The organism is Picosynechococcus sp. PCC 7117, assembly GCF_001693275.1.
GTDB lineage: Bacteria > Cyanobacteriota > Cyanobacteriia > Cyanobacteriales > MRBY01 > MRBY01.
Map to the genome: position 1 here is coordinate 195,239 of NZ_CP016482.1, position 17,778 is coordinate 213,016.

The 17,778-nt window shown below is 46.6% G+C and carries 12 protein-coding genes; 4 read left to right on the forward strand and 8 right to left on the reverse strand.

The annotated features are described in order from the left end of the window. Positions 1-2 precede the first annotated feature (2 nt). The 4 genes from AWQ22_RS17205 to AWQ22_RS15975 form a co-directional block, all read right to left on the reverse strand. The gene (locus AWQ22_RS17205; protein WP_065711961.1) at positions 3-1,424 is read right to left on the reverse strand and encodes a hypothetical protein; all 1,422 of its coding nucleotides are present in this window, start codon (positions 1,422-1,424) and stop codon (positions 3-5) included. A gap of 21 nt (positions 1,425-1,445) precedes the next feature. Next, positions 1,446-2,195, reverse strand: a complete 750-nt coding sequence (locus tag AWQ22_RS15965; protein WP_065711962.1) for a hypothetical protein — start codon at positions 2,193-2,195, stop codon at positions 1,446-1,448. Next, complete coding sequence (locus tag AWQ22_RS15970) at positions 2,195-3,226, reverse strand: hypothetical protein (protein WP_157094670.1); 1,032 nt, start codon at positions 3,224-3,226, stop codon at positions 2,195-2,197. Before AWQ22_RS15970 ends, AWQ22_RS15965 begins: the two co-directional genes overlap by 1 nt. A 202-nt stretch (positions 3,227-3,428) precedes the next feature. Next, positions 3,429-4,661 carry a hypothetical protein gene (locus AWQ22_RS15975; RefSeq protein WP_065711964.1) on the reverse strand — a complete coding sequence of 411 codons (1,233 nt, stop codon included), beginning with the start codon at positions 4,659-4,661 and terminating at the stop codon, positions 3,429-3,431. 845 nt (positions 4,662-5,506) lie between these two features. On the opposite strand from AWQ22_RS15975, the gene AWQ22_RS15980 reads away from it, so the two are divergent. From AWQ22_RS15980 to AWQ22_RS16885, 4 genes are all read left to right on the forward strand, one after another. Beyond that, a complete protein-coding gene (locus tag AWQ22_RS15980; protein ID WP_232321590.1) occupies positions 5,507-11,701 on the forward strand; it encodes a strawberry notch C-terminal domain-containing protein in 6,195 nt (2,064 codons plus the stop codon). A gap of 15 nt (positions 11,702-11,716) precedes the next feature. After that, positions 11,717-12,031, forward strand: coding sequence for a hypothetical protein (locus AWQ22_RS15985; protein WP_065711966.1), 315 nt, complete (start codon positions 11,717-11,719; stop codon positions 12,029-12,031). A 57-nt stretch (positions 12,032-12,088) separates the two neighbouring features. After that, the gene (locus tag AWQ22_RS15990; RefSeq protein ID WP_065711967.1) at positions 12,089-12,598 is read left to right on the forward strand and encodes a hypothetical protein; all 510 of its coding nucleotides are present in this window, start codon (positions 12,089-12,091) and stop codon (positions 12,596-12,598) included. Positions 12,599-12,746: 148 nt separating this feature from the next. Further along, positions 12,747-12,998, forward strand: coding sequence for a hypothetical protein (locus AWQ22_RS16885; RefSeq protein ID WP_157094671.1), 252 nt, complete (start codon positions 12,747-12,749; stop codon positions 12,996-12,998). Between the two features lie 335 nt (positions 12,999-13,333). On the opposite strand, the gene AWQ22_RS16000 is transcribed toward AWQ22_RS16885, so the two are convergent. From AWQ22_RS16000 to AWQ22_RS16015, 4 genes are read right to left on the reverse strand one after another with little or no spacing between them, the layout of a single operon-like run. Beyond that, positions 13,334-14,050, reverse strand: a complete 717-nt coding sequence (locus AWQ22_RS16000) for a hypothetical protein (protein ID WP_065711968.1) — start codon at positions 14,048-14,050, stop codon at positions 13,334-13,336. A gap of 2 nt (positions 14,051-14,052) precedes the next feature. Further along, positions 14,053-16,818 carry a hypothetical protein gene (locus AWQ22_RS16005; RefSeq protein WP_065711969.1) on the reverse strand — a complete coding sequence of 922 codons (2,766 nt, stop codon included), beginning with the start codon at positions 16,816-16,818 and terminating at the stop codon, positions 14,053-14,055. After that, positions 16,818-17,159, reverse strand: coding sequence for a hypothetical protein (locus AWQ22_RS16010; protein WP_065711970.1), 342 nt, complete (start codon positions 17,157-17,159; stop codon positions 16,818-16,820). Before AWQ22_RS16010 ends, AWQ22_RS16005 begins: the two co-directional genes overlap by 1 nt. 5 nt (positions 17,160-17,164) lie before the next feature. Beyond that, positions 17,165-17,686 (reverse strand): hypothetical protein, encoded by a 522-nt coding sequence (locus AWQ22_RS16015; RefSeq protein WP_084449076.1) that lies wholly within the window; start codon positions 17,684-17,686, stop codon positions 17,165-17,167. Positions 17,687-17,778 lie beyond the last annotated feature (92 nt).

The window sequence follows — 17,778 nt, forward strand, 5'->3', positions numbered from 1 at the left end:
CCTTATGGAGAAAGAACAAAAGGAGCGTGAATTGTTAACTGCACAGACGTTTGGGGCTGGATCAATTGCACCGCCGACCCCACATCTGGTTCAGCCAGCAGTGAATCTGTCAAACCCTTGAGGGCGGCACTACCGAGACTTGTCCAGTCCTTGCTGCCCCCCGCCCGCGTGATGGACGTACTTGATTCCGTTTGAAAAAATGTTTCCGAACGGCTAATGTACTGATCTGCCAGTCCCCGACCTGCTCCCAGCAACGCCCGACCAAGGGGAGTTTGCAAAAAGCTCTGATCCGTTTTGGCTTTTAGTAAACGTCCATCTAGGGCTGAAACGGTCATGGTTCCACTGGGTAGAAGAACAGGCGGGCGATCGCCTTGGAGAATTGCCCGCACCTCCGCCACCAAATATCCATCCATAACCTGGGTGATCTCCGCCAGCAGCCGTGAATCCGCAGGTAAACCTAAAATTGCCTCCGCCGTGCGAATGTGGAGAATCGCTTTTTCCGCCGCAATCAGTTGTTGCGTTACCGTGCCAGCCAGGGATTGACCCCCTTCAACTAAAAATTGGCGATCGCCTCGCAAAAAAGACGTTTCCTGCTGCACCAACAAAATCGAATCATCTTGAACAGTTTCCTCAAAAGAAAAAGACGATGGCGTAGGACGAGATGGTGAAACCCCAGACTGAACCGAATTTTCCGGCAACGCGCCAAAACTCATCATTTGTTTCGGTGGTGGGGCGGAGGTTGGTAGAGATGCAGTGGGTGTAATCGGAATAGGCGGAACCGCACGCATCGGCGTAGGGGCAGGCGGAATAAAATTTTGCCGTGGCGGTGGACTAGGTACTGTTGAGGAAACCGAAGTCCTTGAATCCATCGGTGGCAGCGGTGCTCGGGCAACTTCTGATTGCTGGGATTGTTCCTGCAATTGACCTGTGAGAACTTGCTGTTTTTGCTGTTCTTCTAAGAGCGCCGCCCGATTTTTGAGGGAACTAAAGGCAATCTCCCCCTCCAATTCCGCAAGCTTAGCCTGGTCGGGATCAACCTCTTCCTCCTCCAGAGCAACATCAGGGGCGATCGCCTCTGGATTAGCATTGCCCAGTTGGATACTATTACCCTGCGTTAAAGCCGCCCCAAGAAGCGCACAAACCAGCAAAACACCCGAACCAAAAAAGATCGCCTTCAGGTGAGGACGTTTATAAAGAGGTACCTTACCGACCTCAATTTCTAAATCTTCCTGATAAGCAGGTGGCGATGGCGGAATATCCTCCGACACAGAAGCTGGCTCAAGTTCCGATACTTGCACTTGAGAGAAATCAGACGGTGAATAATCCGTTGCAAAAGAAGCCGGACTCTTTTCAGAAGGGGTTGCTGTTTCAAAATCAAAATTAGCCCAACGTTCCAAGTCTAAGGACTGAAAATTTTCTGACATAACGCATTCCTAGTAAATTAATTAATTCCGTAAGCGTTCCGGCATAGACTCAATCACCAACCCAGCCCGCCGTTCTTCCATAACAACCCGCTGAAGATTAGAAATTTGGGGATTGTCAATCGCCTGATCAACAGGAACGAGGGGATCAATCACACGCACATAAACTTCATGCTCACGCACTACTTGATCGCCTAAATTGTCACCATTCGCGAAAACCATAAGAAGACCTGTATAGTCAACTTTCCAGAGATCTTCTTCTACCTTTTGGGGCACGCCAATCACCGGAGAAGTCATTGCTGTCTGGGTGCGGGGTTGCGTCGTAAAAATATCCTGGGGCGTCAAAAGTGCAATCTGCGTGAGAATATCCTTGCGAATCCCATCACTAAGCCGAAACCCAGCCCGCCAGGTCGCTGTTGTAATTTTCAACTCGCCATTACCAGTAGAAATCAGCACACCAAGGTCAGGCTGAGGCGAACCCAGATCCTCCGGTGCATCAGGGGGAAGAATGCCACGCCAATCATAGAGGCTATAGAGGGTCGAAGCCACGAACTGACGAATCGATTCCGGGGTTGGTTCAGCATGGTCAAGGGCGACCACGTGGCGCGTTAGCCCATCAGCCGTTTCAACCAATCTTGGTGCAGGTTTATTCAGAAGGCTAATCACCGTGCCAATCACGCCGAGACTCATCAAGAGATTCAAGCCGCCCAAAATGAGACCAGCAACCACGCAGAGGGGCAGAAAATTAGGAGAACGTTGGGGTAGCAGTTTCATTATCGTTTCCCCCGATGAACAACTTTGAGACTCGTGGTGAAAGCCGCCCCTGCTGCCGCAAAAACAGCAGAAAAGCCCATACTGCCCGCAAAAAGGGCAAGGAAAGGATTAACTAATCCCCCCAAAAACGGGTAGAGCAAACCATGAAAACCAAGGGCTGTACTCTGTTGACTGGCGAGGGCAATTTGGAGGATGGTGAACATCCAGATACTCAACATCCCTGCAAACAGCCCACTGATAAAAATTTGCAGACCACTTTTTGCTGCTGGGTAGAGGGAGATGGCAATCCAGAGAGGTGCAGAAGAAGCCCAAACCGCGAGAGCATAGGCCATGATGATGTGGAATGTGCCTGCGACAAAACTGAGGAAACCCGTCACCACCAACTGGGTAAAATCATTGAAAAAGCGACCAACTGGATTAAGAAACGACCAATCTGAAGTAGACTCAGCCCCCAATTCTGCCGCTGCAGTATCCATCTCTGCATCAATCTCTGCAAGGCATTGTTCCTGCTCTAAACCACTGAGAGAGAAACAAGATTCTCGTTTTTGCTGATAGGTTTGATTAAGACCCTGCTGAAGATTGGCATTCTTAATTAAATCCCGCCCAGCGACCCCGTTGTAGGTCTGAGAGAGGAGATAATTGTTCGCCCCATAGACCAAATTTTTGTATGCCTGTAGACCCAATAAAGTAAGTTGACCTCCATTGGTAAAAAGCAAAACCACTACGAGGGGGGTGTAGATCATTTGCCAGGGAAACTGTTTGTAACTAGCAGCCTGCCACTTATAAACAGCGGCGATCGCCCAGAACATAAAGCCAACTGCAACGATGTAAGAAGTCGCCTGAAGTAAAATCGCAAAGTAAGGCGAATCAAGGGAGAGATAAGTTTCCCAAAGCGTATCAAAGGAACCAGCAATATCACTAATCCAAATCTGCGAATCAAGGGTGGCATCCCCAGCAATTCCATCAGTGCCCGCCGGAAAAGGAACCCCAGACTGAGCCAGAAGCGGAAGAGGACGGCAGCTCAAAACCATCAACAGACCCAAAAAAGCCCACTGCAGGAGCCAACACAGTCGACAATAAAGCCGCAGCCACACAGAAGGCATCCAACGAAAACAATCAAGACAATGCAGTTGAATAGCGTGATAAATTGTTTGATGAAGCGTTAAAAACATGCAAAACTATTTTCATCTCAAAAGATAAAAAACCAATAACAGTAAGAACAAGAAAAACACATTAAAAAGATGTAATCCAACAAAAAGGACTTCCTCTTGCCCGCCTCGAAAGAGTCTGCAAATGAATCAAAAATTGTCGATATAAATTAATAAATAAGAAACCTCGATGTGGGCACCAATCTGGGGAGCAAAATAGTGAGTAAATGAAATTATCTAAAAGATTAAAAGAATAAAATATGCTACTCGCTTTTCTAAAGAAACAAGGTAGTAAATTCGGAAAATTAGGCAAAGATAATTTAGCTTGAAGAGAAGTGACAATCCGAATTAAAGACAAATGAAAGCCATGCTCATGCTCACAAGATAGCTCCTTGAGTAGATTATTTATATTGAGTTTTTGAAAAGAAAATTTTCCTTTTGATAAACGAGAATAAATAGTCTGAAATCCAAGCCCAGAATCAAACGGAAGCCATGAGGATAAAAGGCCATTAAAATCAACAAGAGGTTGTGCGCACTGGAGAGCGAAATATCTCAGAGGTGAGCGAAACTTCAAAAACTGCTTAAAGCGAATCTTTGAATCCTGATCTTGCTGACATTGCTCTAAAGAAAGTGTAAGTTTCGGAAAATAGGTCTGAAGAAAATCAAAGTCAATAAAACGGTGTAAAAGTTGAACTAAATCAGAATTAATTTTAAAAGCTCGTTGAAAATAATTCCAAGCCCGTTGTGCACTAGCCTTAGAGAGTTCTAAATAGTCGGCTAATTCTAAAATAGTGGGAACTTCTCCAGGAATTTGACAAAGAAAAGTCAAAATAGATTGTTGACGTTTTGTTAAAAATGGTTGACATAAAGCTTGTAGAAATTGCCAGCCATACTCATCAAAATCAGGAGCTGAAAAATGGGATGTAGAAACAAACTCAAGCTCTCGGAAAAAAGAGTAAGACTGTAACTTTTGGGCAAAGTGGGGCGTGACAGAAATTGGATAAAGATTACGGGCAGCTCCAGTCCTGACAGCATTACGGAGGTTCCAATAGGAAGTTAATTCAGCCGGATCATCAGTGCGAAGAGCCGTTTCAAAAAAGTGAGTAACCGCCTCTTGGTAAGCATCCTCAAAACCCCATTGCCTGGCCCAAGCAGTCGAGCGACACATGGCAGCAATATCGTCGGCATGGGCTTGGAGAAGAAGATCCAGGGCTCGCTGGCGAGTATGGGGTTGCTTAACATCTTGAAGGAGTTGACAGGTAGATTCCCAGGAGAGAGAAAGGTGCGCAGGATCAGATTTAAGAGCAAAAGAAGACATGAAAAGATTCCTAAAATTGCATGGCAATTCAAGGACTTCGCCCGTTAATCGAGTATAATGAAAACGGGCAAATGAAGTACTTGTATTTAATTTGCCGAGATAAAGGCTCTTATCCAGAAGTTTTCGAGGCTATATGGATGGGAGTCTTTGTGTTGCGGGATAAACAGAAAATAAAGAGTTGAGATTAAGACAAGGTAAAGAACCAAATCGAAGAAAAGACTTTATTTTCAAAGAATTGTAAAAGAATATTGTTGTCCTCTATGAGTTTGAGTACTAAATCAAGAATCTCAAAAACAGAGTAATGCTGTTCGAGACATTGAATAAATAGAATTTAGCGTAAAAAATAGATTTTTGGAACCTTTTTGAAAAAAAGTCTCAGTGCACACAAAAGAACAAGAATTAATTTTAAATCTTAAAAAATGTTAAGAATAGATCTCGAGCCCTAAGAATGTAGCTCAATGTAAAAAAAATATAAAATCCCATAAGAATAGGGAACAAAAAAATGAGCGCATACAATCTTACGAAATTACGATGATCGATACTGTGATTTTACGAATTGTCCAAGCAGATTAATGACACAGTATTAAAATGCCAGGAATATGAGATTAATCGTAAATAAAGAGGTATTATCTAACTAAAGAAAACGAGATAGGAAAACTAATGTTTTATGCTTAGCATAAACATCTAGAATACGCCACTATCGATGAAAGTATCACCGCTAAAGATTCTGTAGAAGAAATTAAATTCTAGTGGCACAGCAAAAAACGTTCGTTAAGGTATGGCGGCAGATCTAAGGTCAAAATGTGACAGAAACAGATCTAGAACGGATACAGCTAAGAAACTATTTGACAAATTTGTGGCAGCGAGGAGGCAAATTTGATTCAATCACAGCAGCAAGAAAAGCTATTCAAGCGGAATTAGGGATCGCCATTGAGCCGGGGAGTCAAACTGCAAAAATCATTGATGAAGTACTGGAATTATCATTGGTGACCGCAGCACGGGAAATAGCGTCTGAAAAAAAGCCACTAGAGGCATTTGACTTACTGGTAGATTTGTACGATCGCCAACCGCGTTTAGGGGTACGGTCATCAACAAGCGTCAGACAGCAAGCTTATAGTACGGCTTTACCCATCGCTTATTTAGCCTCGACTTTGGCGGGCATTAATCCAACCGCAAAAATCTATGAACCGACCGCAGGAAACGGAGCATTATTGCTAGGGGCAGCACCAGAAAATTGCACTGTTAATGAACTGAATCCAGATCGAGCTAATCAACTCCGTAGCCAAGGGTTCACAGTGACGGAACAGGATGCAACGGCATATCTGCCGAACCAATTCCATGATGTGGTGATCATGAATCCGCCGTTTGGTCGGGTGAAGGGGAAGCGATTTCGCCTCGCTGGAGAGATGGGAACAACAAGCCAAATTGATCAGGCGATCGCCCTCCAGGCGTTGCAGGCGATGAAAAACGATGGTAGAGCAGTTTTGATTTTGGGAGGGAAACCAGAAACCACGACATCGGAACGGGCCGAAGCCTATAACAGTCTGGAAACTCGACGCTTTTTTTATGTATTACAGCAGCAGTATAACGTCATTGATCACTTCACCATTAGTGGTGATCTATACCGGAAACAGGGGGCCGGTTGGGCAATCGATATTATCCAAATCGCTGGGCGGGGGCAATCTCAACGACCTTTACCCGCCGTAGAACCGCCCCGAATTTATACCAGTTTTAATCAATTACGAGGATTTCTCCATGACTATCTCCAACGCAATCCAATTGCCGAGTTACAACGAATACCAAACCACCGACCGCGTCTGGATCCCAAAAACAGAGGGGGATCAGGCGTTATTTATGGTACGAATTCCAGCGAACCTAAGCACTCTCGACTTTCAGACGTACCTCGAATTGATGAAAGTGCGGGTCGAGTGGATGTGCCGCCAATGGCTGGAACAGACCGGACAGTTGAAGAGCTTACAGGAGGAATTAGAGGAGACATTACAGCAACTCAATCCGTATTTGATGGCTCCTTTGCTCTATCAGAAAGAGGACACCGACGAAATCGGCGATTGGTTGATGAACTGGGCGGTGAATCTGGTGGAATTCAATTCGACATGGCGGAATTGGTGGCAGATAACCAACTGGGCAATCGAGTTTCCCGTCTCCCTAACGGAATTAAAGCCGGATCCCAATCAGATGGCACAGCACGACGCAGTGACAATATCGCAATTTCTGTCGGAACTCAGAACTCCTTTCCCATAAATGAAGAAACCACCATGAGTGAAGAATTTAACATTCCTTATCAACCCCGTAGTCAAGGGCGATCGCCGCAAACTCTTATTCCAACAAACATGGCGGTGGCAGCCCAGAAAGCTCTTGATGTTTTTGAAGCAGTCCATGGCAATATTGACGATTTTGTTTGTCAGCGATTAGGCTATCCCTCCAAATCAGTGATGTTTGAGGTGTTGTACGCCGAGCAGATTGATTCCCTTGCCTTGGCTTTTGTCCAGAAGGATCAGGGGAAAATTTTTCTTAACGGCGACCAGACGGGAAATGGTAAGGGTCGATTTGGTGCTGCCAATATCATTGATGCCCAGCGACAGGGCCATATTCCTGTGTTTGTCACCCAAAAGCCCAATCTCTATGCCGCAATGTTGGAGGACTTGGCGGATATTGGGCAGGGTGGAATGACGCCTTTTATGACCAATAACAATGAGAAGCTGATCCTAAAAAATGGCACAGTGTTGACCACCGGAAATAAGGCGAGTCAGGAAGCAGAGATGTTCCAGATCGCCCAACGGTTGCATCTTGGCAATTATGGTGTAGTATTTACGACCTACAATCAGTTACAAACGGTCAATAATCAGGAACCCTATCGCCGAGAATTTTTGCGGGCGATCGCCCACCGTTCAGTCTTTATTTTTGACGAAGCCCACGAAGCCGGTGGGGGTCAGTCCGAAACATGGAAAACCGGACAGGCTCCCAATCGTGCTGAATTTGTCCGGGAATTGGTAGATCTCAGTGCAGGCGCGATGTTTATGTCCGCCACTGCCACTAAAAATCCTGCTGTGATGGATTTGTATGCCCGGAGAACCGATGCAATCCATGCAGTAGATAGTATGTATCGCCTGGAAAATACCCTAAAAGCGGGAGGAATTCCCCTCCAGCAGATGATGGCAACCCAGTTTGTCCGTGCGGGCAATATGCTGCGACGGGAACGGAGTTTCGACAATATTAGTTTCGATGCCAAGACTGTTCCTGTAGATCAAGACGTTGCCGACAATATTTCCGCCGTGATGCGAGCTATTGATCGCTTTGATGCGACCAAAGCCAAGGCAATGAAAGAATTGCGCAAGGAGGTGAGGGCAGAAGCGAAGAGTCTTAGCGAGGATAATTCCATTGGGCAGGCTAGTGTGCAGTCGGTAAATTTCACTTCCCTCATGCACAATGCTATTGAACAGGGATTACTTTCCCAAAAAGCAGAGGCCACTGTCCAAGAGGCGATCGCCGCCCTAGAACGAGGTGAAAAACCTTTAATTGCCCTGTCCAATACCATGGATAGCTTCATCGGCAGTTATGCCAAAGACCAAGGCATCGAGGCAGGGGAAGCGATTGAAATTACCTTTGGCGATGTTCTAAACCGTTATCTCGAACGTTCCCGCGATGTCATTATTACCGACTATCTCGGCAAGCGTACTCGAATGCCCATGACCGCTGACCAATTGGGTGAAGAGGCGATCGCCGCCTTTGAAGAAGCCAAGGAAATCCTTGCCAATGCTGATTTTACGAAAATCCCCCTCAGTTCCATCGATTACATGAAATACCGTTTAGCCCAGGAGGGTTATCGCGTTGATGAAATTACAGGACGCAGCAGCATTCTCCAGTACAACGATTCAGGCATGACCTATGTCCTCCGTTCCGCCAAGGACACCAGCCCCCAAGCCAAAATTGATATTGTCAATCGCTTTAACAGTGGGCAATTAGATGTCGTCATCTTAAACCGCAGTGGTGCGACGGGGATTAGCCTCCATGCCTCTGAGAAATTTACTGACCAACGCCCCCGACACATGATCGTCGCCCAGGCTGAGCGGGATATTAACCAGATGATGCAAATGTTGGGACGGGCAAACCGTTTTGGGCAGGTGATCGAGCCAAAATTCACCCTGGTGATGGCAGATGTTCCCGCCGAGAAACGCTTGGGGGCAATCTTGGCGAAAAAAATGGCATCCCTCAATGCCAATACCACCGGCGGACGGGATTCTGCCTTGAGCGTGGGCAACGTGATTGATTTCATGAATACCGCTGGAGAGGAGGTAATCACCGAATTATTGGAGGAAAATCCAGAACTCGATGCCATGTTGTCCTACCCGACACGGGGCAGTTTAGACGGAGATACTGCCCTCATCCAACGGGTGACAGGACGTATCCCCCTTTTACCTTTGTCAGACCAAGAAGAACTTTACGGCATCATCGAAACCGAAACTGAAGCCCTGATCAAACAAAAAGAGGCGATGGGGGAGAACATTCTTGCGGCGGATAAACTCGACCTCGATGCCCGCACTGTGGCAATGATGGAAGTTGTGCCAGCGGATGCCAATGTAGTCAGCGAATTTACTGGAACTGTGGTGCTGGAGGTGGTCGATGCCAAGGTAATCAATAAACCCCCTTCCCAATTACAGGTAATGAACTTGGTGCGAGAAAATCTCGAACAACCCAAGGTGAAATCCATTGAAGAAAATGATCTTGGAGCAATTCAGGCGATCGCCCAACAAGAGGGTCAGGTCAAACTCCAAACCCTCCAAACGGCGATGACCGCCTACCGAGAGCGGGTATTGTCCCAACTCAGATCTGCGGCAACTCTAGAAAAAACCCAGGAAAAACTCGATCAACAGTGGGATGCTGTTCAGAAGATCATTGAGCAATTTCCAGTGGGAGAACCCGTTCAGTTTTTTAGCCTTGGTTTGGAAGGTGTAAAAATTTCCTCCGGTGTGGTGATAGACATTACTCAAAAAAGTCGCATGATCGGTAGTCCTAGTGCCCCCACCAACTGGACAATGCAAATTATCAGCCTCGAAGGGAAACGGCTTTCTTTACCTTTTTCTAAAATCAATACCGGACGGGCCTCTAGTATTACCCTCAATCCAGCGGATTCAGACCGGAATATCTACGGCGAATTTGATCGTCTACAACAGGCACAGCGGACGGAAATGCAGGTATTCACGGGAAATTTACTGAAAGCTTACGAAAAATTTCCCAAGGGTAAGTTTGTGAACTTCACCGACCAGCAGGGGCAAACCCGACAGGGACTGTTGATGCACCAGGACTTCGATATCGTCGAACAGCTCCAGCAACAACCTGTATCTTTTGAAAACCCAGAACAGGTGAGTCTTTTCCTGACGGAATGGAGTCATAACCGGGGTGTGGTGGAATCTTTGGAGTTAGATTTAGCGATCAAAGCCAATGGCAATGCCAGGCTCACTGGCAAACCCCCAGAATATTATGTGGTGCAGGTTCCAGAAGCAACGAGTCGTGGGGGCAAATATTTTCTCAATGAAGCTTTACTCCAAGCTGCACAGGAGGAGTTTTATTCCGTGGGTGGCCGCATGGAAATGCGAGTACAACCCAAGGATTTAGAGGCAGTTGTACAGGTTTTGATGGAGGCATTAAAGGTGAAATTGGCCGTCCATGATCCCAGCTACAAAGAATTATTAAGGGAACATTTAGGACAATCTTTGCCGACTTTACAGCAGATGGTAACGACTCCAGTTCAGCCTGAAGCCACGGAACAATTGCAAATTTTCAATGCTCCACCTGCCGCAATAGCCACTCCACCACTGCCCAAGTCCGTTGAACCTATACCTATGACTACAATTGCTGAATATACTGCGCCGGTGCAGTCCTCAAGAGCCAAAACCCAAGGTATTCTGTCGTCGGAAAAGCAGGGGAGTAAGGCAGCGAAACATATCGCCCAACTTCTGCATAAATCAGGATTTGCGGCACTGGTGCTGGCAGGGGAGAGTTTCCATCAGCGGTTTGAACAGGATGGTTATTTACCTTTTGTGATTGAACGGCACGGTGAACAGTTTTATTTAAGCCATTACGCTGAATTGAATGGGGATCACTATATTGACGCCGAAATGGTGTTTCAGATTGGTCAGCGGGGAAATTTATCATTACTGGAAACGGCGAGTTATAACCCTTTGACTGGGGGTGAACTGCGAAATAAAGATTATCGTTTTGCTGAATTATTTTCTGGGAATCTTTTGGCACAGGGCTGGGCGGAAGTTATGCAAGCCAGTCGGCAGGATTTCGTTCCAGGGCGAGAGGAAGAGATCGTCGTCTCAGAACCAACAAAAACTCCAGAAAAAATTGCATACCCACAAGAACAGCCTGCTCTAAAATCTGACCCACCGCTTCAGAATAGTGCCCCATCAAGTCCGAGAGATTTGGTCGTCAGTCCGGAAAATTGGGGCACGGTGGCAAGGGCGATCGCCAAATCCCCAGCGTATTTGCAACGAATTCAGGAGGTTACAACAAAACCCTTACAGGAGAAGGCTGTCACTGCGATGGAAAATGATTTTGCCGCTTTTCAGCAGTCCGTGACTGCATTACGGCAATGGTATGCTCACGCCCGCTGTATCGATAAAGCCGCCAATTATCTACAAGGCATTCAGGCGATCGCCGAACAATTTAAAGCCGGCCAACCCCTGAGTGAAGCCATCCACTGCGCCATGCAAGAAGATCGCCGTGTCGCTACCTTTGAGCAGCTCGCAACGGACTTAGACCGCCAACACCCCGCAACTTTTCTCCAAACTGTCGCCCAAAGAGGCTTACAGAAAGGATTGCAAGTACAAGAACTCGCCGCGACTCTATTACAAGGCGATCCAGCCCTGCGGGATATTCATAAAATTCAGCCCCAATCAACCCAAGCCTACCTGCAAAAAATTCTTGCCACCGCTGAACAACTTTTCACCAGAGAACAGTCCCAACCCATGCCGGCAAAAGTCTCCAGTGAACAACACCATCACCAAAAACTTTAAAACTCTAAAAAACCCATGCATGATCAACAAAAAACCGTCCACGAACTCAACCAAGCTGTCCTCGCCACTGCCCTGAGCAAACTGGTGAGCAATCTGCAATCCTGCCAATCTCGACTTGATTACGCCTATGCCAGAGCTACCCGTTCTCAAAATGTCCATATCCAAGGCAAACTATCAGCAGCTTCATTGAAACTCTCAGAAATGCAAGAAATTTTGAATGATGAAGCCATACAGGCACTGCTCAAGACTCATCCAGAGCGGGATTTACTGCGGGAACTGATGGTCAACCCAACTATTCCCGCCCCAGCCCACGAAGAAATTAACTTTTAACCTTGCCTATTCGGAATTTGCGAATATAGAATAAAGGTCACGAGAAGAAAAAAATAAATGCTAAAACCCCAAGACATCGTGATCTTACTTCAAGTTCACTGCTTAGGTACAACATGGACATATAGCGAATTAGCAAAAAGTCTAAAAATGAGTGCCTCAACCGTCCATGAAGCCTTACAACGTTGTGAACTGAGTCATCTATATAATCAAAACAAAAGAAGAATTTTAAAAGGAGCATTAGAGGAATTTTTAGTGCATGGTTTAAAGTATGCTTTTCCTGCAGAAGCTGGAGCAATCACACGTGGAATTCCTACCGCTCATTCAGCCGAACCATTAAAAAAATTGTTAATGATAGAGGAGAAAAATCCTTATGTGTGGGCTTCAGCGAAGGGAAAAATTAAAGGTCAAAGGATAACTCCCCTGTATAAATCTGTGCCAGAAGTGGTGGAAAATGAGGAAAATTATCGATTATATGAATTGCTGTGTCTTGTTGATAGTTTACGGATAGGAAAGATTAGAGAACAGGAATTAGCATCAATGGAGTTGAGTAAAAGATTATATGTCTAATCCGCAGATTAAGAATTTAGAAAAAGTCGCTGCTATTTTATCTCACATTCCGGAGCAATTTGTCTTTACAGGTGGTGCAACTATTGCTCTGTATTTAGATTAAATATTGTGGGATGAAGTGCGTCCGACAATGGATGTAGATTGTGTCGTGGAAATTGCTTCTCGTGCGGAATATTATGCTTTGGCAGATCGCCTCAGGGCTTTGGGCTTGGAAGAATGTATGGAACCTGATGCACCGTTGTGCCGTTGGTTATATCAAGATTTAATCGTGGATATTATGCCCTGTGATGCAGGGATTCTAGGTTTTAGTAACCGTTGGTATCAGGCTGGAATTCAGCACAAAATATCCTATACATTACCAAATGGTCGGGCGATCGCCATTTTTCCTCCTATTTATTAGCGAGTAAAGTTGAGGCTTTTCTTGGGCGGGGTCAAAATTTTCGATATTCTAAGGATATTGAAGATATCGTAATTTTGCTAGATGGCTATGACATTTTAATGGCGCAATTGGCAACGGCGGAAGCAGATGTGTCTGCATTTTTAAAAAATTAGTTTCGTGAAAATCAAGAAGATTTAGAAGAAGCTATGCTCTGTTTTTTACCGACATCAAGCTATGAACGGGAAGATGTGGTTATGGGGCTAATCCAACGATTCGCAGAATCATAAAAATAGGGAACAGAAAAAGCCACTCCCTATTGAATATTATTCGTGTGTTTTTAATAAAAGAAAGTTAGCTCAAAGATCATCAACTAAAGCATTATTAAACTGCACCTCACGGAGAATCTGATTGGCAGCGCGATCCTGTTCAGCTTGCTGGGTGCGTTCTGCACGGGCCATGGTTTTGAGAACATTAGCTTGGGCAATATTATTCGCAGCAAGTTGTTGAAGAATCTGCTGGTTTTGCTCGATTTGGATCCGGGAAAGCTGGGTTTCATTCGCCATCTGGAGCGTCATACATTTCATCACTTCCTGGGTGATATTCAGGGTTTGGCATTGGGCTGCTAGATCGCCGGAGGTGCTAGAGATTTGTGTTGAAGTTGCTGACAATTGTTCGGTATTCTGTTGGCCTTCAGCAGAAAAAACAATTTCTCCAAGGGTACTAGAAGTACCGGCAGCGACTTCGGCTTGTCTTAAAATGCCTTCTGCAATGTCGTTAATATCAGTTTGATTGAGGGTGGCTTGGTCACGAATCTCTGCAAAAATACCGCTGGGATCTGGCAAGCCTAATGCGCCTGAGATCGCCTCGATCCCTTGGGGTACATAGACTTGAAGGAAGTCTTCAACATGGCTGCCGACATAGGTTTCAAAGGCACCAGAAATAATTTGGGTAGTTTGGTTCCAAGTGTTTCTGAGAATGTCGAGGGCTGAGGCTTCGCTTTTAGCGGTGGAAATGAGGATGATGCTCGTGGAAAGGGGAATGATGATCAATAGTTTTTTGGTGCGGTTTTTCATGGTTAAAAATCCTCTAAGGGTTTGCCCTGTTGCATACAGGTTTGGAAGTGGGCGCCCCAGCGGGCAGCGGCTTCGAGGGGGTTAGGGTATTGTTCAAAGAAGCGATCGCGGGCGGTGACTTGGGCTTTGTTGTTGGCGAGTAAACCGACGAGAATCGGACTGGCAAAATAGCGTCCGTGGGTATAACGGCGATCGCCATCGACTAGCCATTGGGAAGTACCGCGACGGGGGTCGGCCTTAAAGGTACTGGCAACGTTTTCGCTGATGATGGCTTCAGGCGTGCGATGGATGCGTTGGTAATGGTCAATGTCATCGCCGTTGATTCGTCCTGTAATGCGCAAGGAAAGATTGGTACGCATCTTGGCACTGGCGGCATTGGTTTCGATGATCACTGGATCTTGAGTGGTTAAAATAACCGTCAAACCAGACTTTCGCGCCGTTGCCATTTGCACACCGACATATCTTGCTAGACCGGCATATTCGAGCCAGATAGAAGCCTCATCAATGTAAAAAATAGAGCGGGAACATTGCAGGGCGCGCCGTTGGGCGATATTGCAAATCATCAGTCCCAAAACCCGTGCTTTTTTCTCAGAACTGGGTTTGAGGCAGGAAAATTGCAGGTAGGGTGTGCGGAAAAAATCAACGCTAGAAGGTTGGGCGATCTGCTTACCCATTGCCCCTTCAATCCAACTCATCAGGGCGGAACGGATGAAATTAACCGCCTGCCGTTGCCCCTCGTCGTCGTTTTGCACTAGTGAATAATTGATCCGCTCGTAGAAATCTTGGAGAGTCGGATAGGCTTGCCATGCCGCAGAATGAATTCCCTGTTTTTGAGCCTGGGCAATGCGGTCAAGAATTTCGGGATCACGATAAAAACGGGCGATCGCCGTCGTGAGAATAAACTCAACCTGCGTGGCTAAACCCGAATCAGTAACCCCATCCAGCACCAAGGCTTGCAACATTGCCTCAATAGATTCCACAAACGCCTCCCGTCGCTCCAGTTGAGTTTGGGGCGAAAAGTTAGAAAAATCTGGCAATTCTAAAATATTGGATGCTTCACGGGAAGGATCAAACTCCGTGCCACCAAGAAATTTAATCAACGCCGAATAGGTAGAGGAAGTCTTCTGGGACTCCTCTAAAGACTCAGTTTCAGACGGTACGACCAAATCCATGGAGGTAATCTGCGCCCCTGTAAACGCTGCTTCCACGAGCATATCGCCCACCAGAACTGACTTACCCGAAGCCGTTCTGCCGTAGACGACCCCGTGGCGCGGACTGCCAAATTCATCCTCCAGACTGGCGCGAAACGGTACGCCTCCCTGAATACTGATAAATTCCGTGCCTGTCTCCGCCTGATTGACGATGCCCGTGAGGTTGACTAAGCCCAACGCCGCCGAAGCATTGATGGAAAGCCGATAATCACCCGTCACAAAACCCGCACAACGCCACAACAATTCCAGCTTGATGGGCAAGGTTTGCAGCCAAATCCGCCAGACATAATCCCGCTCCTGAAACAGGCGAGTGGGGCGATTAAAGCCTTTCCGAATCAAGGTTAATTTGTCGCGGAGAATATCTAAATTAGGGGCATAGACGAGGATTGCTACGCCCACATAAACCGGATAATCCCCTTGCTGAATCAGCCGTTGCGCCTCCATCGCCTCCTCGGAGGTAACCACCGCCGTTTGGTCTGCCTGCCCATTTTTGTTGGAGGTGCGGAGCTGTTGTTTGGTGTAATTTTGTAGGGATTTGCGTACCCCATCCACCGAGGCATAACTGTATTGGGTAATCAGGTCATAATCGCTGAGATCTAGGGAAATCAGGCAATCCCAGAGCCAACGATATTTATGTTCTGGTGAAGTGAACTCGTCGGGTAAATCCTCAAAACCCAGAATCGCACAATATTGTTGCCGTGCAGGAAGCCAGAGGTGTTCTTGGTGTGTCCGGGGAAAATTCTCGTCGGTAAAAAGCTGTGACAACAATGACAAGGGTTCTCCCGTCAGACTTTCACCCGTGCGCTTAAACTCCTGAATTTCGGGATGGGGGTCATCGAGATCGACAAATAAATAGTAGGGTAATGTCGAATCACCGCCGATCGCTTGATTGAGCATCTCCCAGAGGCGATCGCCATCATAGAGTTGCGCCTGATCTAGTTTCAGCGTGGCATAGAGGGTTTTCTCAAACTCAATCCCCGCCCGGTAAGCAGACTGAAATAGCGTCAACAACTGGTCGTATTCCCGCTCATATTCCACATCGGTGAACAGAGCTTCCCAGCGGCGAATCACCTTGGAGAAAAACTTTTCGACCCCATTATCCGAATCCACTGCTGACCCATCGACCGTAAACGTACTATCAATGCGATAGGTAATTTGCTTGCGTTGTTTGCTGTGGGCGAGACTGCGGCGCGTACTATCCTTGTTCAGCCAAAGTAATTGTGCCGCTGGATTCGGTAAATGCTCCGCTGGGGAAGCCTCAAAATGAGAATTCACCTGCGTCGAAAAAGTGAGCTTTTCCTGCTCCGCTAAACCTTTCAGCACCGATAGTAAACCCGCCATGGAAGGCTCGTGGGCTTCATTGCTATGGATACACTGATAACTGGCACTGAAGGAAAACTGAGTTAAATCCCCCTGGGTATTGGCGATCGCCCAGACATCATGACCCCCTTTTCGCAGACAAACAATTTTGACGAGATCTAAAAAATTCTCAATTGCAGGCAAATAATCCGTGGGCATAGAACCCCGCAAAGCCTGAATTGCCGTTGCTAAACCCATTACCGTAGTTCCTCCTGAATTGAAACTTGCCGACTAACTGCCACAGTCGGCGTCCGTTTAAGCCACATCGAATGTCGCCCCCGACCGCGACGCCAGCGGGGCGGCTGCTGATATTTCGCCGCTGTTCTTGCTGGAGAGTGACCCGCAACAATCAGCCAAGTAATGAAGGGCGCACAGGTATAAACCATGACCCAGATAAAATTTGCTTGGCACCAAACCCCGACAACGATAAAGCCAAAAAACAGCGACAAGCCAAACGGGATAATGTGTTCAGGGCTGAAGATAAAGAAATTGGCGCGGCGACGAAAAGATTTATTGACCTTCGTATTTTTCACAGACATGATGTTTAGCCCCCACAACCACTACCCATGATGAGCGGTTCAATTGCCCCCACCACGACAATGGAAACAATTGCGTAGACAATCGTTTTGATTTGTTCCGAGGAATCCTGCTGTTTCCGTTTTTCCTGCCATGCCTCAAAGGCAACGAACGCTAAACCAAGGACAACACTGCCCCGAATCGCCGTAAAAATTAACCCAGACAATACCGCTAAACCTGCAATTTGACTGAAAATACAGGTTTCCATCGCGGTTTGAGTGGCTTGGAGTAAGAACGAATACTCGATCGCCATTACCGGAGGACTGATGCATAAACCCAGCATCGCTAACCCAGTCAGGGCCGCAAGGAATTTAGACCGAGGTTTTAACCGTTGAAATGCCCGTAGCCCTTGGGAAGTGAATAGAAGGGCATAGATACAGAGGGGAATCATTGCCCAAGACGGCTGTCCCGATTTCAGCAATAACAAACTGAGGGGAACGCTGAGGGTTTCCACCAAACGAGTGGGTCTGAAATGAATTGAGTGCGACATAAAAAACTTTGAACGCTTCAATCCCTAAGAGCAAAGGGCATTCCAGATTCGGATAAAGTCGCAAAATTATTTTTTCGAGACCTGGGCAAAAG